The organism is Kitasatospora sp. NPDC048286 (genome assembly GCF_043201735.1).
Classification (GTDB): Bacteria; Actinomycetota; Actinomycetes; order Streptomycetales; family Streptomycetaceae; genus Kitasatospora.
In genome coordinates this window covers 257,173-279,279 of the sequence record NZ_JBICZE010000005.1, presented here as the reverse complement: position 1 = coordinate 279,279, position 22,107 = coordinate 257,173, and the positions used below count along the sequence as shown (strand labels likewise).

Sequence of the window (22,107 nt, the reverse complement as noted above, 5' to 3'; positions counted from 1 at the left end):
CCTCCCTGTCGATCGACGGTCGGACCGCGGATGGCCCGACTTTCCTATGATCGCCAGGAGGGGCCGCTCCGACACCTCGAACGGGCCACCAACCCCGGGGAAGAGCGGAGCAGGGCCCGACTCAGTCGGCCTCGCCCTCCTTGCTGGCCAGCAGCCGGCGCAGCGAGTAGAGCCGGGCGGCCTCCGCGTGGCCGTCCGCGACCCAGGCGTCCAGCGCGCAGTCCGGCTCGTCGTGGCTGCACGCGCGAGGGCAGTCGACGGTGCCGGGCTCCAGGTCGGGGAAGGCGTGGATGACCCGGGACGGGTCGATGTGCGAGAGACCGAAGGAGCGGAAGCCGGGGGTGTCGATCACCCAGCCGGGGTTCAGGGCCTTCTTCGAACCCGGCTTGGCGCCGGCCGGCGGGGGCAGCCGCAGCGCCAGGGCGGAGACGGTGGTGTGCCGGCCGCGGCCGGTGACCGCGTTGACGTGCCCGGTCTGCCGCTGGCGGTCCGGGACGAGCGCGTTGACCAGGGTGGTCTTGCCGACGCCGGAGTGGCCGATGAACACCGTGGACAGCCCGCGCAGGTGCTCGCGGACGGCCTCGGCGCCGGTGGTCTCCAGCTCGTCGCGGCGGGTGACCACGTACTTGATGCCGAGCGGGGCGTAGGAGTCCAGCATCGTCGCGGCCGGGGCGAGGTCGGACTTGGTGAGCACCAGCAGCGGCTCCATGCCCGCGTCGTAGGCCGCCACCAGGCAGCGGTCGATCAGCCGCGGGCGCGGCTCCGGGTCGGCCAGCGCGGTGACGATGGCCAGCTGATCGGCGTTGGCGACCACGATCCGCTCGTACGGGTCGTCGTCGTCCGCGGTGCGGCGCAGCACCGAGCTGCGCTCCTCGACCCGGACGATCCGGGCGAGGGTGTCGGCGTCCCCGGAGAGGTCGCCGACCAGGTTGACCACGTCGCCCACGACGACGCCCTTGCGGCCCAGCTCGCGGGCCTTCATGGCGACGACCTGGCGCTCCTGCTTCGTCCCCGGGTCGACCAGGCAGGTGATCCGACCGCGGTCGACGGTCAGCACCATCGCCCCGGCGGCGTCCTCGTGTTTGGGCCGGATCCTGGTCCGCGGCCGGGATCCCCGGCGGGCGGGGCGGTTGCGGATGTCGTCCTCGTCGGCGTCCTTGCCGTAGCGGCGCATGTGCTCAGTCTCCGCTCAGGCGCCCGCCGCCGCTTCGCCGAGCAACTCGGCCCACATCGCCGGGAAGTCGGGGAGGGTCTTGGCGGTGGTGGCGACGTTCTCGACCTCCACGCCGGGCACGGCGAGGCCGAGCACGGCGGCGGCGGTGGCGAGGCGGTGGTCCTCGTAGGTGTGGAAGATGCCGCCCCGCAGCGGGCGGGGGCGGATCCGCAGGCCGTCCTCGGTCTCGGTGACGTCGCCGCCCAGGTCGTTGATCTCCTTGGCGAGCGCGGCGAGCCGGTCGGTCTCGTGCAGGCGCAGGTGGGCGATGCCGTACAGGTGCGACTCGGAGTCGGCGAGCGCGGCGACGGCGGCGATCACCGGGGTGAGCTCGCCGACGTCGTGCAGGTCGGCCTCGATGCCGTGGATCCGGCCGGTGCCGGTGAACTGGAGGCCCTCGTCGGTGAACTCGCAGGCGCCGCCCATCCGGGTGTAGATCTCGCGCAGCTGGTCGCCGGGCTGGGTGGTGTGCCTGGGCCAGTCCCGCACGGTGACCCGGCCGCCGGTGACCAGGGCGGCGGCGAAGAACGGCGCGGCGTTGGAGAGGTCCGGCTCGACCACCAGGTCGCGGCCGATCAGGGCACCGGGGGTGACCCGCCAGACGTCCTTCTCGCCGCCGTCCTCGGGGGCGTCGACCTGGGCGCCGGCCAGCCGCAGCATCTCCACGGTCATCCGGATGTGCGGCAGCGACGGGACCGGGCCGCCGACGTGGCGGACCTCGATGCCGTGGTTGTAGCGGGCGCCGGAGAGCAGCAGGGCGGAGACGAACTGGGACGAGGAGGAGGCGTCCAGCTCGACCGGGCCGCCGTCCAGCGAGCCGGTGCCGTGCACGGTGAGCGGGAAGGCGCCGCGGCCGCCGTCGTCGATCCGGGCGCCGAGCGCGCGCAGGGCGTCGATCACGCCGTGCTGGGGGCGCTCGTAGCAGCGCGGGTCGCCGTCGAAGTGCACCGGGCCGTCGGCGAGGACGGCGAGCGGGGGCAGGAAGCGCATGACCGTGCCGGCGTTGCCGACGTCGACCGAGGCGGGGCCGAGCAGGGCGGGGGCGGGGATGACCCGCCAGGCCTCGCCGCCGCCGGTGCCGCCGGAGTCGTTGTTGACCTTCTCCTCGATGGTGACCCCGAGGGCGCGCAGGCCGTCGGCCATCAGCTGGGAGTCGCGGCTGCGCAGCGGGCGGCGCACCCAGCCCGGCCCGTCGGCGAGTGCCGCCAGCACCAGGGCCCGGTTGGTGACCGACTTGGAGCCGGGGATGGTGACGGTGGCGTCGACGGGGCTGGTCGCGACGGGGGCGGGCCACAGGGTCTCGGTCATGGGGCAAGTCTAGGGCTCGTCGTGTGGACCCCTGCCGGAACAGTCCTGGCGGCGGTCGGACGGCGGGACGCCTGCTGGAGACGGCGGGACGCCTACTGGAGGGGCTGGAGCAGCCAGGCGGTGCCGAGGGCGAGGCAGGCGAGGGCGACGAGCAGGAAGACGGTGACCCAGGCGAGGGCGGGGACGTGGGTGAGCCGGGCGAGCTGGTCGGCGTCGGAGTCGCGGGCCCAGCCGATCCGGCGCTGGTGCTGGAGCTCCAGGACGGGGCGGACGGCGCCGAACAGCAGGAACCAGCAGCCGAGGTAGGCGAAGCCGGCCTGGACCTCGGCGCTGCCGAACCAGGAGACCAGGAGGAAGGCGCCGCCGGCGACGAGCACGCTGAGGAAGCCGAAGGCGTTGCGGATGCGCAGGAGCAGGGCGAGCAGCAGCAGGATCGCCAGCCAGAGCAGCAGGGTGATCCGGTCGGCGGCGAGCAGGGCGGCGCAGCCGAGGCCGAGCAGGGCGGGGGCGGTGTAGCCGGCGGCGGCGGTGAGGACCATGCCGGGGCCGGTGGGGCGGCCGTAGGAGAGGGTGAGTCCGGAGGTGTCCGAGTGCAGTCGGATGCCGGCCAGTTTGCGGCGGGTGGCGACGGCGGCCAAGCCGTGGCCGCCCTCGTGGGCGATGGTCACGGCGTTGCGGGCGACGTGCCACAGCGGGCGGGCCAGGACGGTGAGCAGGGCGGCGGCGCCGGTGGCCAGGACGAGCCAGCCGGGTGGGGCGCTCTGGGTGCCGGTCACCTGGTTCCACAGGTCGCCGAGGGTCCGGTCGTTCGCGTTCATCGGTGTCTCTCCGCCTCCGTCCGCCGCACTGGGCCGTCGCGTTGGGCCGTTCGGGGCAGCCTCCCATGCGGGGACGGGTGGGAGGGGGCGGGTGGTTCTGGCCGGGGGATGAGGAAGTCCTGAGGACGGGCGGCATGGCAAGCTGGCCCGCATGTGCGGTCGGTTCGCAGCGAGCGGCAAGCCCGAGGACATCGTCGAGCTGTTCGGTGTCGAGCAGTGGGACCCCGAGGAGACCCTGGACCCGAACTGGAACGTCGCGCCGACGAACAGCGCCTTCGTGGTGTTGGAGCGGCTGGGCCGGGAGCAGCCGCGGCCGGTGCGGCAGTTGCGGGTGCTGCGTTGGGGGCTGGTGCCGCAGTGGTCGAACTCCGCCGAGACGGCGGTGAAGATGATCAACGCGCGGTCGGACACGGTGCACGAGAAGCCCTCGTACCGGCAGGCCTTCGCCGCGCGCCGGTGCGTCCTGCCGGTGGACGGCTACTACGAGTGGCAGACGGTGCCGGGGGAGCGGGGGAAGGCCCGCAAGAAGCCGTACTTCGTCTCCCGCGTGGACGGGAGCCCGCTGGCGCTGGCCGGGTTGTACGAGTTCTGGCGCAACCGGGCGGTGCCGCCGGGGCATCCGGAGGCGTGGCTGGTGACGTTCGCGATCGTCACCACGGACGCCGAGGAGGCGCTGGCGCCGATCCACGAGCGGATGCCGCTGTTCCTGGACCGGGCGGACTGGGACGAGTGGCTGGACCCGCGGCTGACCGACCCGGACGGGCTGCGCCGGTTGCTGACGCCCCCGCCGCCGGGGGCGCTGCTGGCCACCCCGGTGTCGCCGGCGGTCGGCAGCATCCGCAACAACGGGCCCGGGCTCAAGGAGCCGTGGGCCGAGGCCGAGTACGAGACCACGCTGTTCTGACCACTTCTGGAGTCGCCGAGATGAGCACCACCGAACCGGTCCCCACCGACGCCGGGGAGGCCCGGATCACCTGGCACCGGGCCGCGAAGCCCGTGGCGGTGCTGGCGCTCGGCCACGGCGCGGGCGGCGGGATCGAGGCCCGGGACCTGGTGGCGCTGGCCGGGGCGCTGCCGGCCCGGGGGGTCACCGTGGCGCTGGTCGAGCAGCCCTGGCGGGTGGCGGGCAAGCGGCTCGCTCCGGCGCCGCGGACGCTGGACCTGGGCTGGCGGCCGGTGGCCGAGCGGCTGGCGGGGGCGGGGCTGCCGTTGGTGGTGGGCGGGCGCAGCGCCGGGGCGCGGGTGGCCTGCCGGACGGGGGCGGCGAGCGGGGCGGTGGGGGTGGTGGCGCTGGCGTTCCCGCTGCACCCGCCGGGCAGGCCGGAGAAGAGCCGGGCCGAGGAGTTGCTGGGGTCGGGGCTGCCGACGCTGGTGGTGCAGGGGGCGGCGGATCCGTTCGGCGGGCCGGGGGAGTTCCCGGAGCTGCCGGCGGGGCACGAGCTGGTGGCGGTGCCGTACGGCAGCCACGGGTTCGAGGTGCCCAAGCGGGCGCCGGTGGGGCGGGACGAGGTGCTGGACCTGATCTGTTCGTCGGTGGGGGACTGGGTGCTGCGGCTGGTGTGAGGCCGGGCGGTGGCGGGGCCGCGGGGCCGTGCGCGGACCGCTGCCGTTCGATCACTCGTGCGAGTGAATGGTGCCGGGGGGCGGGAATGCGGGCGGGGTCGGGGTGGTTGTCGTGTCCGTCAGCACGAGTCACCGGTGAGAGAGGCAGGGCAGATGGGTTCGATCGCGTGCCCGGAACGGCCTGAGGAGCGCGAGGCCACCGCGGCGTTCGCCCCCTCCTGGTCGGAGTGGCTCGACGCGGGCGAGAAGCCCGTCAGCCCTATATCCTCCATTTCTGGGCGGCCCGCCGTGGGCCGTTCCCGTCATGCCGAGGAGGTGGGTCCGGTCGTCGGGACCGAGCACGAGGCCGATCCGGGCCGTGGCCCGGGCGACGCCATGCCCGCGGGCGAGGCGCTCACCGGTGAGGAGCTGGCCGAGGCGATCGGTGAGGACACCTACCGGGTGTCGGCGGAGGAGAGCGAGGAGGCCCGGCGGGAGCGCTTCGAGCGCGACGCCCTGGGCTACCTGGATCCGATGTACTCGGCGGCGCTGCGCATGACGCGCAACCCGGCCGACGCGGAGGATCTGCTCCAGGAGGCGTTCGCCAAGGCGTACGCGTCGTTCCACCAGTTCCGTGAGGGCACGAACCTCAAGGCCTGGCTGTACCGCATCCTCACCAACACGTTCATCAACTCGTACCGCAAGAAGCAGCGGGAGCCCCAGCGCACCGCGGCGGAGGAGATCGAGGACTGGCAGCTGGCCCGGGCCGAGTCGCACATGTCGACCGGTCTGCGTTCGGCCGAGACCCAGGCGCTCGACCACCTCCCCGACAGCGATGTGAAGGACGCGCTCCAGGCCATCCCGGAGGAATTCCGGATCGCCGTCTATCTCGCGGACGTAGAAGGCTTTGCGTACAAGGAGATCGCCGACATCATGGGTACTCCCATCGGTACGGTGATGTCCCGGCTGCACCGCGGCCGTCGTCAGCTGCGCGGCATGCTGGAGGATTACGCCCGTGAGCGCGGGCTCGTCCCGGCCGGCAGCGGGGCAGGGCAGGAAGCGAAGGGCTCGGGCTCATGAGCTGCGGCGATCCGCACGAAACCGAGTGTGGCGAGGTCCTCGACCACCTCTATGAATTCCTCGACAACGAGATGCCCGAGGGCGACTGCGTAAAGTTGCGGGTGCACTTCGAGGAGTGCTCGCCCTGCTTGAAGCAGTACGGGCTGGAGCAGGCGATCAAGGCGCTGATCAAGCGTTCCTGCGGGTGCGACGACACGCCGACGGACCTGCGCAGCAAGGTGCTGGCCAGGATCGACTCGATCAGGGCCGGGCAGCGCTCGGGCGAGCAGGTGGTGGTCGCGGTGGAGACCACCGTCGAGGTGCACGCCGAGTCGGCGCGGCCGGCGCCCAGGCCGGGCGGAGCGGCCGGACAGGAGCCGGCGCACCCCGGCGCACCGGTCGAGGCCGGCGCCCAGGCGGAGTGACGGCCCGTCGGCCGAACGTCCGCGCGGTGGTCGACCGGTCGGTCGACGACCGGGTGCGGTAGTCCGCCGGCCCGCCGCCGAGAGCGGGGTCGGTGGTTCGGGCAAGGAGTACAGCGGCCCCGGGAGCGTGAGCTCCCGGGGCCGCTTCCGTTTCCGCCCGCGAGCACCCTCACTCGTTCGGGTGAGTCGGCGGTGCGCCGCCTGTGCCGTTGCGGCATCATGCGTCCCCATGCCCGGGTGGCCGCCTATTCTCCTGACGGTCACTCACCGTCGGTCCGTCCGGCGGGTCGAGGCAGCACGGGGTCCGTACGGCGGGGAGGTCGAGATCGCTACCGACTGTGGAGGATCGGCCCTGCCGCGGGGGGCGGCGCGCTACCTGGCGGCCGTCCCGGCGGCGGCGCTGTGCTGCCTGGTGCCGCTGCTGCCCGCCGCGGCCGCCCCCGGGGTGCCGCACTGGCTCGGCGCGCCGGTGGACTGGCCCAAGGTCGCGCTGCTGGCCTTCCTGCACGGCTGCTGGGAGTCCCTGGCCCAGGGCCTGCCCACGCCCTGCCTGGTACTGGTGCGCCGGCTGCTGCGCCGGCCGGCGCTGCCCGAGCGGGTGCCCGCCCGGCCCGGGGTGAACGCCTTCTTCCCGGTGCTGTTCGCCGGGGTGCTGATGCTCCCGCCGGCCGCCGCCGCCCTGGTCGCCGCCCCGGCCGCGGTGCTCGGCGGACCGAACGGGCGCGGCTGCCGCCCGCGCCAGCTGTTCAACGGCTCCCAGCTCGCGCTGTGCGCCTTCGCCTCCTCGGCCGCCTTCCACCTGCTGCGCGGCCCGCAGCTGCTGCTCGGCTCCCGCTTCCCGGCCGCGCTGCTGCCCGGATTCGCCGCCGTCGCGGTGTTCTGCCTGGTCAACGGGGTGGTGGTGGGTGTCATGCTGATGCTCAGCGAGGGCCGCGGGCCGTGGGTGCTGCTGCGCGGGGCGCACTCGGTGTACGGGCTGCCGGTGCTGGTGCACGCGGCCGGCGGGCTGATGGTCGCGGTGCTCTGGCAGGGCCCGTACGGCGCGTTCGCGGCGCTGCTCGCCCTGCTGCCGCTGTCCATCTCGGCCTGGGTGTTCGCGCAGGGCCAGCGCGAGCGCGACGCGCACCAGGCGACCGTGCAGTCGCTGGTGCAGGCCGTGGAGATCAAGGACTCCTACACCCGCGGCCACAGCGAACGGGTCGGCCTGGCCTCGGTGCTGATCGCCACTCAGCTCGGCATGGAGGCCGAGCGGCTGCGCACCCTGCGCTTCGCCGGCATCCTGCACGACGTCGGCAAGCTCGGGGTGGCCACCGAGCTGCTGCGCAGAAACGGTCCCCTCACCGAGGCGGAGCGCCGGGCGGTGGAGATCCACCCGGTGTACGGGTACGAGCTGGTGCGCGGGATCGACTTCCTCGGCGAGGCGCACGCCGGGATCCTGCACCACCACGAGCGGATGGACGGTCGGGGCTACCCGAGTGGGCTGGCCGGCGAACAGATCCCCGAGTTCGCCCGGATCATCTCCGTCGCCGACGCCTTCGACTCGATGACCTCCACCCGCTCCTACCGGCGCGGACGCCCGGTCGGCGAGGCGGTCGCCGAGCTGGAGCGCTGCTCGGGCAGCCAGTTCGACCCGGTGATGGTGCGGGCGCTGATCGACGCGCTGGCCGGGCACGACTGGCAGCCGGTGGTGCACTCCGAGGACTCCATCCAGGCGGTGCCGGACATCCCGCTCGGGGTGCCCGAGCCGGTCCGGGCGGCGCCGGGCCGGGTGCCGCCGGGTCGGGTACCGCCCCAGGGCGGGAGCTTCCCCCCGGTGGGGCAGCCGTGAGGGCCGCCGGGCGCGGCGACGTGGGCCGTACCGCGGCCGGGCGGACGACCGCCGGGCGGGCGGTGCCGGGGGCCGGGGTGGTCGGGCTCCGGAGGCTGGGGCGCGTGCTCCTGGGGTGCACGCCCCGAGGGCGCACCACGCGCGGGGTGCATGCCGCGGCCGCCGCGCTGTTGGCGCTCGCGCTGGGCGCGGTCGCGGTGCGCGGGGTCGCGGAGCCGGGGGTCGCGCTGGCGTTCACCGCGCTGATCACGCTCGGCGAGTGCGTCCGCATCACCCTTCCGGGCGATCGGGAGCAGGCGCCGATCGGCGCGGCCGCCGCGCTGGCGTACGCCGTGCTCGGGCCGCTGCGCGGAGTGCCGACCGCGCACGGGACGCTCCAGGTGGTCGCGGTGACCGGGGCCGGCCTGCTGCTGGGCTGGCTGGTCGGCGGCGCCGGTCACCCGCACCGCCGCCCGCCCTGGGCCGACCCGGCCCGCCGCGACGGCGCCGCCCGCCGGCTGCTCGCCGTGGGCTTCGCGGCCGCCGTCTTCCAGCCGCTCTACAACGGCGGCATGGTCGACCGCTTCTCGCCCGAGGGCCCGGCGTACGGGGTATTCCTGACCGCCGTGGCCGGGCTGGCCGCGCTCTGCGACGCCACCCTGGCGGCGCTGCTGCGCCGCTCCGGCGGCGGGCCGCGGTTCCCGGCCGCGCTGGAGGACGAGCTGCGCTCGCTGTTCGGCATCGGCTCGGCGATCGTCGCGACCGGGATGCTGGTCAGCCTGGCGGCCGGCGAGGTCGGGCTGTGGGCGCTGCCGCTGTTCTGCACCCCGCTGCTGCTCGCCCAGGTGTCCTTCCGGCGGGCCGCCGCCGTACGGGCCACCACCGGGCAGACCATCGCCAGCCTCGCCCGGGCCACCGAAGTGGCCGGCTACACCCCGCACGGGCACGCGCGCAGGGTCGCGGACACGGCGTGCGCGCTCGGCCGCGAGCTGGGCATGAGCACCCACGAGCTCGCTCTGCTGGAGTACGCCGCGCTGATGCACGACGTCGGCCAGCTGTCCCTGGTCGAGCCGGTGCCGGACGGCGCCACCGCGCTGCTGCCCGGCGCCGAGCAGCAGCGGATCGCGCGCCTCGGCAGCGAGGTGATCAGCCGCACCAGGGTGCCCCGGCAGGTCGCCGAGCAGGTCGCCCGGCTGGCCGACCCCTGGACCGGACCCGCCTCCGGCGAGGGCCAGGTGCCGCTCGCGTCCCGGATCATCCGGGTCGCCAACGCCCACGACGACCTGCTCACGGCGGCCCGCGGCCGGGGCATCGGCGAGGCGGTCGGGCGGCTGGAGGTGCTGGAGGTGCTGCGACTGGGCCGCGGCCGGGTCTACGACGCCCGCGTGGTGGACGCCCTGGCCAGGCTGAACGGTCGGGGCCGCCGCTGAACGGCCGGGGCCGCCGCCGGGCCCGCCCGGCCCGCCCGGCCAGGGCGTCCAGGGGGCGCCGGGGGCTGCCGAGGGGCGCGCCGGGCCCGTGCCGAGCGGGCCCGGCCGCCGCCGTCGCGGCCCCCGGGAACCGGGCCGCGGCCGTCAGGGGTTGAGCGGGCGGGATCGGACAGGCAGGCTGGGGAGGGGCGGGCCCCAACCTCGGCGGTGGGGAGCGCGGGCGGGGGCGGGCGTGGTTGGATGCGGTCGTAGCGTGGAACACCGACCCGGGGCACCGGGCCCCGCACACGTCGGAGGCGGTACGGGCACGGTGGCACGGGACTTGAGCGGACGACGACGGCAGGGACGAACGTGAGGATCTTCCACCGGGCACGGCACCGGCCGTCCGCCACCTGGCGGCAGACGACCGACCGGGCCTTCACGCTGATCGGCGACGGCCGCTACGAGGACGCCGGCGCGCTGCTGGTGATGGCCGCCGACCTGGAGCCGTGGCTCTCCGACTCCTGGTTCAACCTCGCCCTGCTGCACAAGTTCCGCCGGGACTGGGAACAGGCCCGCTCGGCCGGCCTGCGCGCCGTCGCCCTGCTGGACCGCGAACACGGCGCCCCGGACTGGTGGAACCTCGGCATCACCGCCACCGCCCTCCAGGACTGGCCGCTGGCCCGCCGCGCCTGGCAGGCGTACGGCCTGAAGCTGCCCGGCGGCCCCGGCGCGCAGCAGGACGGTCCGGTCAGCCTGGACCTCGGCACCACCCCGGTGCGGCTCTCCCCGGACGGCGAGTCCGAGGTGGTCTGGGGCCGCCGGCTGGACCCGGCCCGGATCGAGGTGCTGTCCATCCCGCTGCCCTCCTCCGGCCGCCGCTGGGGCGAGGTGGTGCTGCACGACGGCGCCCCGCACGGCGAGCGGGTCACCGACGGCGTCGCCTACCCGGTGTTCGACGAGATCGAGCTGTGGGCGCCCTCCCCGGTGCCGACGTACGTGGTGCTGCTCCAGGCCGCCACCGCCGGTGACCGGGACGCGCTGGAGCGGCTGGTCGCCGACGCCGGCTACGCGGCCGAGGACTGGACGTCCTCGGTGCGGCTGCTGTGCCGGGCCTGCTCGGAGAGCCGGATGGCCTCCGACGACGGCGTCGCCGCCCACCACGACCCCCACGACGACGGCGACGCCGCCCACCCAGGCCACCTCAGCCACCTCAGCCAGGGCGGCGCGGCCGGGATGTCCTGGCTGGTCGAGCGCGAGTGCGGGATCGCCGCCCCGGCGCACCTGGTGCGCACCCTGCTGGACCGCTGGGTCGCGGCGGCCCCGGGAAGCCGGGCTTACCGGGATCTCGAAGAGGTGTGCTGAGTACCCTGGTGAGGTAACGCGTACACCTACGGAAGCGGAAGACATGGCGGAGCAGGCCGAGCAGCACGAGCACGAGCACGACGTGGAGGGGACGGCGCCCGAGACGCCCGTGAAGGTGATCGGTGAGGAGCCCGACCTCAGCAAGGGCACCGCGCGTCCGATCACCGTCGTCGGCAACCCGGTCCTGCACCGCGAGGTCAAGGACGTCACCGTCTTCGACGGCGAACTGTCCGCGCTGATCGACGACATGTTCCAGTCGATGTACGCCGCCGAGGGCGTCGGCCTCGCCGCCAACCAGATCGGCGTCGACCTCAAGGTCTTCGTCTACGACTGCCCGGACGACGACGGCGTGCGCCACATCGGCCACGTGATCAACCCGGTGCTGGAGGAGTACCCGGCCGACCGCCGCCGCGTCCTGGACGACGGCAACGAGGGCTGCCTCTCCGTCCCGACCGCCTACGCCGAGCTGGCCCGCCCGGACTACGCCGCCGTCACCGGCGTCGACAAGGACGGCAAGGAGATCCGCGTCGAGGGCACCGGCTTCTTCTCCCGCTGCCTGCAGCACGAGACCGACCACCTCTACGGCACCCTCTACATCGACAAGCTGTCGAAGCGGGACCGCAAGGACGCCCTGCGGCAGATGGCCGAGGGCACCCCGAAGTACGCGACGGTGCCGAACGCGTAACGCCCGGAGGCGAGTCGGGGGCCGGCACGGGGGAATCCCGGGCCGGCCCCCGCGTTTCGTATCGGCCGGGTATCAGGGGGCGCTCGGCCCGGCATCGACGTGGGCGGCGGGGCCTTCGCGTCCGGTTTCTGCCGTATCGTTCCCCTGGTCGCCGCCCCCTGCAGCGGACCGTTCCGTCCCGTGAACTGGAGCCCTCCGCCCGTGTCCTCGCCCGAGTCCTCCCCGCGCCCCGTCCGTGTGCTGCTGGTCGAGGACGACGAGCTGATGCGCCGCTCCTTCACCGTCGCCCTGGAGCGCTACGGCTACGAGCTGCGGGCCGCGGCGGACGGCCTCACCGGCCTGGAGCTGTTCCGGGACGAGCCGTTCGACCTGCTGATCCTCGACGTGATGCTGCCCGGCCTGGACGGGATCGGCCTGTGCCGCAGGGTCCGGGAGAGCAGCCTGGTGCCCGTGCTGATGATGTCCGCGCGCGGCGACGGCCTCGACGTGGTCGCCGGCCTGGAGGCCGGGGCCGACGACTACGTGGTCAAGCCGGTGGACACCTATGTGCTGGTGGCGCGGATCCGCTCGCTGCTGCGGCGGGCGACGTACGCGGCGGCCGCGCCGCCGGAGGAGGCCGCCGGCGGGGAGGTGCTGGTCTTCGGGGACCTGGCCGTCGACACCGCCGGGATGGAGGTGTCCGTCGGCGGGAAGCCGGTGGCGCTGACCCCGACCGAGCTCAAGCTGCTGCTGGAGTTCGCCGCCCACCCCGGGGTGGTGCTGGAGCGGCACACCCTGCTGCGCAACGTCTGGGAGTACGGCTGGGACGGCGACAGTCGGGTCGTCGACCTGTGCGTGCAGCGGCTGCGCCGCAAGCTCGGCCGGGAGCGGATCGAGACGGTCCGTGGCTTCGGCTACAAGCTCAGGCGCTGAGCGCGGTGCGTGCCCGGATGAAGCGCCCGGCGTCGCTGCGCCGGAAGATCGCCGCGCTGGCCGCCGCCACCGCCTGCCTGGTCGCGGCGGCGGTCGGGCTGCTGGTGCACCTGTGGACGGCGCAGGACATCCGCGCCCGGGCCGAGGCGCGGGCCTTCAACGCGGTGTACTCGGCGATGGACGTCTACCGGCGCACGGGCGCACTCGCGGACGGGGCCGAGCTCGACCCGCCCGACCTGCCCGCGGAACTGCGGCACCCGGCCGACGACCGGCGGCACACCGCCTACGACGGGCGGGCCGAGGGGAACGTCGGCCCGAGCTACTGGGCCGCCCAGCGCACCGGCGGGCCGGGCAGCCCGGTGCTGGCCGTCCGAATCAACATGGCGCCGGAGCTGTCCGACCTGCCCCGGCTGGACGTGGCGATGGCGGTGGCCTCGCTGGTCGCGCTCGCGGTGGCGCTGCCGCTCGCCGGGTACGGGGCCGGGCTGCTCGCCCGCCGGCTGCGGCGGGTCGCCGAGACCGCGGGCCGGATCTCCGCCGGGGACCTCGACGCCCGGACCGGCCCCACCGGGGGCGGCGACGAGGTGGCCGAGATCGCGGCGACGGTGGACGCGATGGCCGACAGCCTCGGCCGACGGCTGCGCACCGAACGGCAGTTCACCGCGGACGTGGCGCACGAGCTGCGCACGCCGGTCGGCGGGCTGCTGGCCGCCGTCGACCTGCTGCCGGACGGGGAGACCGAGGACCTGATCCGGGCCCGGGTGCGGGACCTGCGGGGACTGGTCGAGGACCTGCTGGAGGTCTCCCGGCTGGACGCGGGGGCGGAGCAGCCGGCGCGTGTCCCGGTGCCGCTGGGGGAGGTCGTGCGGGAGGCGGTGGCGCGGACCGGGTTCGAGGCCGAGGTCTCCGTGAAGGGCGCGGAGCCGGTGGAGACCGACCCTCGGCGGCTGGAGCGGATCGTCCAGAACCTGGTGGTCAACGCCCATCGGCACGGCGCGGCCCCGGTGCTGGTCACCGTCGAGGGCCGGACGGTCGTCGTGCGCGACCACGGCCCCGGCTTCCCCGCCGAGCTGTTGCTGCACGGTCCGCGCCGGTTCCACACCGGCGCCGCCGAGCGGGGCGCCGGGCACGGGCTGGGGCTGACCATCGCGGTGGGGCAGGCGCGGGTGCTGGGCGCGGAGTTGAGCTTCGCCAACGCGGGGGACGGCGGGGCGGTGGCCACGCTGCGGCTGCCGGGCTGAGCGCCCGGCCGCTACCGGACTGCCGCACAGCGGAGCGGTCCCTGATACACGGCGGGCCGGGGCGCTGATACGTGGCTCGGACACCATCCGAAGTGCAGTGATTCGCACTTCGGACAGGAGCCCCCCACGTGATCGCCACCCCCCTCGGCCCGCAGAACCCGAACGTGACGCCGGGAATCGCGGCCGCCACCGCCGACCTGACCAAGGTCTACGGCGGCGGCGACACCCGGGTCACCGCCCTGGACGGGGTCAGCGTCGCCTTCCGGGAGGGCGAGTTCACCGCGATCATGGGCCCGTCGGGCTGCGGCAAGTCCACCCTGCTGCACTGCGCGGCCGGGCTGGACACCCCCACCTCGGGCTCCGTGCGGATCGGGACCACGGAACTGGGCGGCCTGAACGACCGGCGGCTCACCCGACTGCGGCGCGACCGGGTCGGGTTCGTCTTCCAGGCGTTCAACCTGCTGCCCACGCTGACCGCGCTGGAGAACATCACCCTCCCGCTGTCGCTGGCGGGGCGCAGGCCCGACAAGGCATGGCTGGACCGGGTGGTGGCGATGGTCGGCCTCTCCCAGCGCCTCGGGCACCGCCCGGCCGAGCTGTCCGGCGGGCAGCAGCAGCGCGTCGCGGTCGCCCGGGCGCTGGTCGCCCGCCCCGCGATCGTGTTCGGCGACGAGCCGACCGGCAACCTCGACTCGCGCTCCGGCGCCGAGGTGCTCGGCTTCCTGCGGGACTCCGTACGGGAGTTGGGGCAGACGGTGGTCATGGTCACCCACGACCCGGTGGCCGCCGGGTACGCGGACCGGGTGGTGTTCCTGGCCGACGGGCGGCTGGTCGACGAGATGGCGCACCCGACGCCGGACCGGGTGCTGGACGTCATGCTGCGTTTTTCCGGGGGGAACCCCGAGACCCCCGCCTTCGCCGGCTGAACCCGCGCCCCCTCTACCTCCGAAAGCTGCTCATGCTGACCACAGCCCTGCGCAACGTCCTCGCGCACAAGGCCCGGCTGCTGATGACCGTGCTCGCGGTCTGCCTCGGCGTCGCGTTCGCCTCCGGCACCCTCGTCTTCGCGGACTCCACCGCCGCCGCCCAACGCGCCGCCGCGTCACGGAACTTCGCCGACGTCTCCGTCACGGTGACGGGCAAGGAGCCCGGCGTCCTGATCGACGCCCTCGCCCGCCGGCTCGCGGACGTGCCCGGCGTCGCGGCCGTGCGGCCCACGGCGGACGGGAGCGCCACCCTGAACGCGGCGGACGGCACCCCGCTGCGGGTGAAGCGGGGAGCGAACCTCGCCGCCGCGTACGAACCCGGGCGCCACCCGCTGGTGGAGGGCCGGGCCCCGGCCGGTGCCGAGGAGATCGCCGTCGACCGGGGTACGGCGGACGCGGGCCGCTTCCATCTGGGCGACACCGTCACGCTGGCCACGGACGGCCCGGTGCTCACGGCGCGCCTGGTCGGGATCGTGAGCACCGCCGACACCCGGGTCACGGCCGGCGCCACCCTCACCCTGTTCGACCGGGCCACCGCGCAGCGGCTGTTCGCGGCGCCCGGGGAGTACACCGGCATCGACCTCGTCGCCGCTCCGGGGACCGACGAGTACGAGCTGGCCGAGCGGATCGGGGGGATGCTTCCCGCCGACCGGGCCGAGGCCACCACCGGGCGGGCGCAGGCGGAGCAACAGGCCGTCTACGTCGGCACGTTGACCCGCGGCTACCAGAAGATGCCGATGGTCTTCGCCGGGGTCTCGCTGTTCGTCGGGTCGTTCCTGGTGGTCAACACCTTCACCATGCTGGTGTCGCGGCGCAGCCGGGAGATCGCGCTGCTGCGGGCGGTGGGGGCGACCCGGCGCCAGGTGGTGCGCTCGCTGCTGGCCGAGGCGGCGCTGGTCGGGCTGGTGGCGTCGGCGGTGGGGTTCGCGCTCGGGCTCGGCATCGCGGCCGTGATGCCCGGGCTGCTGAGCGGGGACGGCAGCCGGCTGCCGGAGGGCCCGCTGGTGATCGGGGCCCGGCCGGTGGCGGCGGCGCTCTTCGTCGGGGTCGGGGTGACGGTGTCGGCGGCCTGGCTGCCGTCGCGGCGGGCGGCGCGGATCGCGCCGGTCGAGGCGCTGCGGGCGGCCGCGCGGCCGGCGGGCGGGTCGAAGGTGCGGGTGGTCGTCGGAGCGGTGCTGTTGCTGCTGGGCGTCGGGTTGTCGGTCTCGCTCGCCGGCTCGGCGAAGGACGCCTCCGAGGAGAACCTGCGCAGTGCGATGCTCGGCTGCGGGGTGCTGGTGGTGGCGCTGATCGTGCTGGCGCCTTCGCTCGCCGGCCCGGTGATCCGGCTGACGGGACGGCTGACCGGCCGGTTCGGCACCGCCGGTGTCCTGGCCCGGCAGAACGCCCTGCGGGACCCCCGCCGTACCGCGGCGACCGCCGCCACCCTGCTGATCAGCACGGCGTTGGTCAGCGGGCTCGCCACCATCGGCAACTCGACCGGGCAGGCCCTGGACCGGCAGGCGGCGGACGGGCTCGGCGCCGACTACGTGATCAGCACCGGCGACACCATGACGGGCATCGACCCGGCGGCCGTCGGGCGGGTGGCCGGTGTGCCCGGGGTGCGGGAGGCGAGCGCGGTCGCGGACTTGACGGCGGTCGTCGGGGGGCGGGTCCGGGAGATCTCCGGCGTCGACGCCGGCGCCGTCGGTCAGGTGATGAAGCTCGACTTCGTCAGCGGCTCGGCCGAGGACCTCGGGCCCGGCCGGATCGCCCTCTCCGGCAGCGTCGCCCGGGAGAGCGGGGTGAGCACGGGCGGGCAGGTCGACGTCCGGGTCGGCCGGAGCAAGGAGTTCGCGAAGTACACCGTGGCGGGCGTCTACCGGGACAGCCCCACCGCACGGGACGCCGTCGGTGCCCGGGAGGACGTTCAGCGCGACAGCTACAGGCCCGGCTCCGTCCAGCGGATCCTGGTCCGGGCCGACGGCACCTCCACGGACGCGCTGCGCGCGGCGGTCGGCAACAACCCGCTGCTGAAGGTGCAGGACCGCTCGCAGCTGGTGCACGAGGCGGCGGGGACGACGGGCGACCTGCTGACGCTGATGTACGGGCTGCTCGGCATCGGTGTGGTGATCGCCGCGCTGGGGATTGTGAACACCCTGGCCATGTCGGTCGCCGAGCGGACGCGGGAGATCGGGATGCTGCGGGCCATCGGTATGGATCGTGGCGGCGTCCGTCGGATGATCCGCCTGGAAGCCGTGACGGTCGCCGCCTTCGGCACTCTGCTGGGGTTGGCGGGCGGCCTGTTCGGCGCCTGGGCGGTCGGCGCCCTGGCGGGCGGCGCGATGGACGGGTACGCGCTCGCCCTGCCCTGGGGGACGCTGGCCCTGGTCTGCCTGGGCTCGCTGGTCATCGGCGCGCTGGCGGCCGCCCTGCCGGCGCGGCGGGCGGCGGCGCTGAGCCCGCTGGAGGCCGTCGCGGAGGGGTGACACACGACTCGGCCCCCGCCCGGCGTTCGTGCGCCGGGCGGGGGCCCGCGTGCGGTCAGCCGGTGACGAAGAGCCACTCCGGGCCGTAGGTGAAGCGGGGGTCCGCGGGGAGTTTGATGGCGTTGATCCGCTGGGCGGTGTCGGCCAGGTCGCTCATGTTCCCGATCGCGGTGAAGAGCTCGTTCGGGTTGCCGCCCCAGGCGTGTTCGAGGGAGGTCAGCATGGTGCTGTAGGTCGAGTTGAAGTCGTGCAGCAGGGCGGCGGTGGACTGGTCGGGCGCGTTGCCGGGGTCGTTGGCCCAGCCGCCGGCGGGGACCCGGGCGACCGGCGAGGTGTCCGGGAGCGGCACGTCGGGGCCGGTGAACTCGAACGTCCCCGTCGCCGGGTTCTGCACGAGCTTCTTGCCGACGGCGATCTCCTTGAACGCGTAGTAGTGGGCGAGTTCGCCCGGGGCGCCGGGGAAGGGATTGTCCGGGGAGGCCGTGGTGCCCTCGCCCTGGGCCTGGATGATGTCGATCGCCTTCAGGACGTCGTCGATGGTGTTCATCGCGACGATGTCGTTGCCGGCGCCGTGGCCCGACCCGAGCGGGAAGGTCACCTGGTTCTGCCCGGTCAGCAGGTGGGCGAAGTTCGGGAAGACATTGGCGATCCGCTGGTAGAACGCGCCGATCGTGTTCCCGTCGGCGGCGAAGGCGAGCGGGTTCTCGGGCTTCTCGATGTCGGAGAAGAGACCCGCCGACTCCCGGGTCAGCCCGCCGAGGGAGACGATCAGCCCCGGGTTGACCCCGCCGGGCAGCTCGCCCGGGTACTTGGGGACGGTGGCCGGGTCGGTGAGGACGACGGTGCCGCCGATGCTGGTGAGCATGTTGCAGACCAGGCCGAAGTGCGACATCTCGTCGAAGACGATCTCGCGGATCGTGTGGCGGACGGGCTGGGAGTCGTCCTGGCTGGTGATCGACCAGAGCGCGGTGGCGTAGGGCGGGATGGTGGAGAGCTCCAGCATGATCGCCCGCTGCAGCGCGTCCTTGAGCTCCTGCTCGGTCCAGTCCCCCTCGGCCATGCTCATGAGCTGGACGATCGCGTCGCTCTCGTAGTCCAGGATTCCGGTCGCCGCCATGGTGTTCCCCTTTCGCTCGGCTGTGCGCCGGACCGTAGCCGGAGGCGGGCCGTGCCCGGACGCATGCCACCGGTGCGGCCGAGGAGTTCATCCGGACGGGCGGCGCGCGGAGCGGGCGCCTGAAACGACAGTGGTGCCCCGCACGGGCTGTCGCCGTGCGGGGCACCACTGTCATGCGCTCTTCTTTAGAAGTCGTCGTCGAAGGACACCGAGCCCTCGACGGCCACCTGGTACGCCGACACGCGGCGCTCGAAGAAGTTGGTCAGCTCCTGGACGTTCTGGAGCTCCATGAAGCCGAACGGGTTCGTCGACCCGTACCGGATCGGCAGGCCCAGGCGGGCCAGGCGCTGGTCGGCGACGGCCTCCAGGTACTGGCGCATCGAGGCGGTGTTCATGCCGGGCAGGCCGTCACCGCACAGGTCCTGGGCGAACTGGAGCTCGGCCTCGACGGCCTCCTCCAGCATCTCGGTGACCTGCTTGGCCATCTCGTCGTCGAAGAGGTCGGGCTCCTCCTCGCGGACGGTGTCGACCACGGAGAACGCGAAGTCCATGTGCATGGACTCGTCGCGGAACACCCAGTTGGTGCCGGTGGCGAGGCCGTGCAGCAGGCCGCGGCTGCGGAACCAGTACACGTAGGCGAACGCGCCGTAGAAGAACAGGCCCTCGACGCACGCCGCGAAGCAGATCAGGTTCAGGAGGAACGCGCGGCGGTCCTCCTTGGTCTGCAGCGAGTCGATGTGGTCGACCGCGTTCATGTACTTGAAGCAGAACTTGGCCTTCTGCGCGATGGAGGGGATGTTCTCCACGGCGGCGAACGCGGCCGCGCGGTCCTCCGGGTCGGGCAGGTAGGTGTCCAGCAGCGTCAGGTAGAACTGCACATGGACGGCCTCTTCGAACAGCTGCCGCGAGAGGTACAGCCGCGCCTCGGGCGAGTTGATGTGCTTGTAGAGGCTCAGCACCACGTTGTTCGCGACGATCGAGTCACCGGTCGCGAAGAAGGCGACGAGGCGGCCGATCATGTGCCGCTCGCCCTCGCTCAGCTTGGCGAGGTCGGCGACGTCGGAGTGCAGGTCCACCTCCTCCACCGTCCAGGTGTTCTTGATGGCGTCCCGGTACCGGTCGTAGAACGACGGGTAGCGCATCGGGCGCAGGGTCAGCTCGAAGCCGGGGTCGAGCAGCATCTTGCGGTCTTCAGGGGTGCTCACTGGCAGGCCTCGCAGGACTCGGGGTTCTCCAGGGAGCAGGCGATGGCGGCTTCCTGCTCCGGGGTGAGGGAGGGGGTGTTCACGGGCACCGGCGCGGCGGCCCGGGCGGTGCCGGACGCGGCCTGGGCGATGCGGGTGGCCGGGCGCGAACGCAGGTAGTAGGTGGTCTTCAGACCGACCTTCCACGCGTAGGCGTACATCGAGCTGAGCTTGCCGATGGTCGGCGCCGCCATGAACAGGTTCAGGGACTGGCTCTGGTCCAGGTACGGCATGCGGGCCGCGGCCAGGTCGATCAGGGCGCGCTGCGGCAGCTCCCAGGCCGTGCGGTACAGCGACCGCACCTCGGCCGGCAGCCAGTTCAGCTCCTGGACGGACCCGTTGGCGTCGCGCAGGGCGTCGCGGGTCTGCTGGTCCCAGACGCCGAGCTCCTTGAGCTCGCGCACCAGGTACGGGTTGACCTGGAGGAACTCGCCGGACAGCGTCTCGCGCTTGAACAGGTTGGACACCTGCGGCTCGATGCACTCGTACACGCCGGCGATGGAGGCGATGGTCGCGGTCGGCGCGATGGCCAGCAGCAGCGAGTTGCGCAGGCCGGTCTCGGCGATCCGGGCGCGCAGCGCCGTCCAGCGGTCGGCCCACTGCGGGGCGGCCGTCGGGAAGTGGTCGATGTGCAGCTCGCCGCGGGCGGCGCGGGTCTCGCCGTACGCCTCGTGGCGGCCGAGCTGCTCGGCCAGGTCGGCGGAGCGCTCGTACGCGGTGAGCATGATGCGCTCGGCGATGAGGGTGGAGAGGGTCTTGGCCTCGGCCGAGTCGAAGTCGATCCGCAGCTTGAAGAAGACGTCCTGGAGGCCCATCACGCCGAGGCCGACCGGGCGCCAGCGGGAGTTGGACGTCCCGGCCTCGGTGGTCGGGTAGAAGTTGATGTCCACCACGCGGTCGAGGAAGGTGACGGCGGTGCGCACGGTGGCGTCCAGCCGCTGCCAGTCCATCGCGCCGATCAGGTCGTCGGCCGAGGCGCCGGCGGCGACGTGGGCGCCCAGGTTGACCGAGCCCAGGTTGCAGACGGCGGTCTCGGAGTCGTCCGTGACCTCCAGGATCTCGGTGCACAGGTTGGAGGAGTGCACCGTGCGGCCCGGCAGGGCGGTCTGGTTGGCGGCGCGGTTGGAGGCGTCCTTGAAGGTCATCCAGCCGTTGCCGGTCTGCGCCAGGGTGCGCATCATGCGGGCGTACAGGGTCTGCGCCGGGATGGTGCGGACGGCCTTGCCGGCCTGCTCGGCCTTGCGGTAGGCCTCGTCGAAGTCGGCGCCCCACAGGTCGACCAGCTCCGGCACGTCGGCCGGGGAGAACAGCGACCAGTCCTCGTTGGCGTTGACCCGGCGCATGAACTCGTCCGGGATCCAGTGCGCCAGGTTGAGGTTGTGGGTGCGGCGGGCCTCTTCGCCGGTGTTGTCGCGGAGCTCCAGGAACTCCTCGATGTCGGCGTGCCAGGTCTCCAGGTAGACGCAGGCCGCGCCCTTGCGGCGGCCGCCCTGGTTGACGGCGGCGACGGAGGAGTCGAGGGTGCGCAGGAACGGCACGATGCCGTTGGACTTGCCGTTGGTGCCGCGGATCAGGCTGCCGCGCGAGCGGATGCGCGAGTAGGACAGGCCGATGCCGCCGGCGTGCTTGGAGAGGCGGGCGATCTGCGCGTAGCGGTTGTAGATCGAGTCCAGGTTGTCCAGCGGCGAGTCGAGCAGGTAGCAGCTCGACATCTGCGGGTGCCGGGTGCCGGAGTTGAAGAGCGTCGGCGAGGAGGTCAGGTACTCCAGGCGGCTCATCAGGCCGTACAGCTCGGCCACCTCGCGCACCGACTGCTCGCTGTCGCCGACCGCCAGGCCACAGGCGACGCGGAGCAGGAAGTGCTGCGGGGTCTCGATCACCTTGCGGGTGATCGGGTGGCGCAGCAGGTAGCGGGACTGCACGGTGCGCAGACCGAAGTACTCGAAGCGGTCGTCGCCGGTGGTGTCGATCAGCGCGTCCAGGGCGGCGGCGTGCTTGGCGACGAAGTCCGCGGTGGTGTCGCCGATCAGGCCCTCGGTGTGGCCGACGGCGATCGAGGCGGAGAAGGACACCGAGCCCTGGCTGTTCGCCTCGTCGACGATCTCCAGGGCGAGCAGGCGGGCGGCCAGCTTCGAGTACTGGGGGTCCTCGGCGATCATCGATGCGGCGGCGTCCACGGCCAGCCCGCGCAGCTCGGCGAAGTCCGAGCCGGCGTGGCGGCCGCGCAGCGCGGCGGCGGCGACATGGCCGGGGTCGACCTCGGTGAGGTCGGTGCTGCGGTCGGTGAGCAGCCGCAGCAGGGCGCCGCCGGGGTCGGAGACCGTCGGGTCGGTGAAGGCGGTACCGGTGCCCTGGGTGGGCAGGGTGGCTGAGGCGGCGGTGGTCAAGGCGCTCTCTCCTGGCGGCGATCGGCGGCGGTGATCGGGGGCCACCGGGCCGATCGGGGCAGGGGAGCACGGCACGAACGCAGACGGCGTCGCGCGACGGTGACTCCCCGGCCCGCCCGCG

At 73.9% G+C, this 22,107-nt stretch carries 18 protein-coding genes; 12 read left to right on the top strand and 6 right to left on the bottom strand.

Annotated features, from left to right (window positions below; genetic code table 11):
* Positions 1-121: 121 nt before the first annotated feature.
* The 3 genes from rsgA to ACGF13_RS13790 form a co-directional block, all read right to left on the bottom strand.
* Positions 122-1,174, bottom strand: a complete 1,053-nt coding sequence (gene rsgA, locus ACGF13_RS13800; RefSeq protein ID WP_392873353.1) for a ribosome small subunit-dependent GTPase A — start codon at positions 1,172-1,174, stop codon at positions 122-124.
* A gap of 15 nt (positions 1,175-1,189) precedes the next feature.
* Positions 1,190-2,521, bottom strand: a complete 1,332-nt coding sequence (aroA, locus tag ACGF13_RS13795) for a 3-phosphoshikimate 1-carboxyvinyltransferase (RefSeq protein ID WP_392873350.1) — start codon at positions 2,519-2,521, stop codon at positions 1,190-1,192.
* Positions 2,522-2,613: 92 nt separating this feature from the next.
* The gene (locus ACGF13_RS13790) at positions 2,614-3,339 is read right to left on the bottom strand and encodes a M50 family metallopeptidase (RefSeq protein ID WP_392873348.1); all 726 of its coding nucleotides are present in this window, start codon (positions 3,337-3,339) and stop codon (positions 2,614-2,616) included.
* A gap of 151 nt (positions 3,340-3,490) precedes the next feature.
* On the opposite strand from ACGF13_RS13790, the gene ACGF13_RS13785 reads away from it, so the two are divergent.
* The 12 genes from ACGF13_RS13785 (at position 3,491) to ACGF13_RS13730 (ending at position 17,238) form a co-directional block, all read left to right on the top strand.
* Positions 3,491-4,243 carry an SOS response-associated peptidase gene (locus ACGF13_RS13785; RefSeq protein WP_392873345.1) on the top strand — a complete coding sequence of 251 codons (753 nt, stop codon included), beginning with the start codon at positions 3,491-3,493 and terminating at the stop codon, positions 4,241-4,243.
* Positions 4,244-4,263: 20 nt separating this feature from the next.
* Positions 4,264-4,902, top strand: a complete 639-nt coding sequence (locus ACGF13_RS13780; RefSeq protein WP_392873342.1) for an alpha/beta family hydrolase — start codon at positions 4,264-4,266, stop codon at positions 4,900-4,902.
* A gap of 153 nt (positions 4,903-5,055) precedes the next feature.
* Positions 5,056-5,961 carry a sigma-70 family RNA polymerase sigma factor gene (locus ACGF13_RS13775; protein ID WP_392873339.1) on the top strand — a complete coding sequence of 302 codons (906 nt, stop codon included), beginning with the start codon at positions 5,056-5,058 and terminating at the stop codon, positions 5,959-5,961.
* Positions 5,958-6,365, top strand: a complete 408-nt coding sequence (rsrA, locus tag ACGF13_RS13770) for a mycothiol system anti-sigma-R factor (protein WP_392873336.1) — start codon at positions 5,958-5,960, stop codon at positions 6,363-6,365. Before ACGF13_RS13775 ends, rsrA begins: the two co-directional genes overlap by 4 nt.
* 412 nt (positions 6,366-6,777) lie before the next feature.
* Positions 6,778-8,193 (top strand): HD-GYP domain-containing protein, encoded by a 1,416-nt coding sequence (locus ACGF13_RS13765; RefSeq protein WP_392873333.1) that lies wholly within the window; start codon positions 6,778-6,780, stop codon positions 8,191-8,193.
* 146 nt (positions 8,194-8,339) lie between these two features.
* Positions 8,340-9,602, top strand: coding sequence for an HD-GYP domain-containing protein (locus tag ACGF13_RS13760; protein ID WP_392873330.1), 1,263 nt, complete (start codon positions 8,340-8,342; stop codon positions 9,600-9,602).
* 351 nt (positions 9,603-9,953) lie between these two features.
* Positions 9,954-10,946, top strand: a complete 993-nt coding sequence (locus ACGF13_RS13755) for a tetratricopeptide repeat protein (RefSeq protein ID WP_392873328.1) — start codon at positions 9,954-9,956, stop codon at positions 10,944-10,946.
* A 43-nt stretch (positions 10,947-10,989) separates the two neighbouring features.
* Positions 10,990-11,631, top strand: coding sequence for a peptide deformylase (gene def / locus ACGF13_RS13750; protein WP_392873325.1), 642 nt, complete (start codon positions 10,990-10,992; stop codon positions 11,629-11,631).
* Between the two features lie 264 nt (positions 11,632-11,895).
* Complete coding sequence (cseB, locus tag ACGF13_RS13745) at positions 11,896-12,543, top strand: two-component system response regulator CseB (RefSeq protein ID WP_392874242.1); 648 nt, start codon at positions 11,896-11,898, stop codon at positions 12,541-12,543.
* Between the two features lie 17 nt (positions 12,544-12,560).
* Positions 12,561-13,784 carry a sensor histidine kinase gene (locus ACGF13_RS13740; RefSeq protein ID WP_392873322.1) on the top strand — a complete coding sequence of 408 codons (1,224 nt, stop codon included), beginning with the start codon at positions 12,561-12,563 and terminating at the stop codon, positions 13,782-13,784.
* A gap of 164 nt (positions 13,785-13,948) precedes the next feature.
* The gene (locus tag ACGF13_RS13735) at positions 13,949-14,710 is read left to right on the top strand and encodes an ABC transporter ATP-binding protein (protein ID WP_392874239.1); all 762 of its coding nucleotides are present in this window, start codon (positions 13,949-13,951) and stop codon (positions 14,708-14,710) included.
* Positions 14,711-14,742: 32 nt separating this feature from the next.
* Entirely contained in the window at positions 14,743-17,238 is a 2,496-nt protein-coding gene (locus ACGF13_RS13730; protein ID WP_392873319.1) for an ABC transporter permease, read from the top strand.
* A gap of 55 nt (positions 17,239-17,293) precedes the next feature.
* Here the strand turns inward: ACGF13_RS13730 and ACGF13_RS13725 are convergent, their stop codons facing one another.
* The 3 genes from ACGF13_RS13725 to ACGF13_RS13715 form a co-directional block, all read right to left on the bottom strand.
* The gene (locus ACGF13_RS13725) at positions 17,294-18,355 is read right to left on the bottom strand and encodes a ferritin-like protein (protein ID WP_392873316.1); all 1,062 of its coding nucleotides are present in this window, start codon (positions 18,353-18,355) and stop codon (positions 17,294-17,296) included.
* Between the two features lie 185 nt (positions 18,356-18,540).
* On the bottom strand, positions 18,541-19,536 hold the full coding sequence (locus tag ACGF13_RS13720) for a ribonucleotide-diphosphate reductase subunit beta (RefSeq protein ID WP_392874237.1): 996 nt from the start codon (positions 19,534-19,536) through the stop codon (positions 18,541-18,543).
* Between the two features lie 20 nt (positions 19,537-19,556).
* A complete protein-coding gene (locus ACGF13_RS13715; protein WP_392874234.1) occupies positions 19,557-21,962 on the bottom strand; it encodes a ribonucleoside-diphosphate reductase subunit alpha in 2,406 nt (801 codons plus the stop codon).
* Positions 21,963-22,107 lie beyond the last annotated feature (145 nt).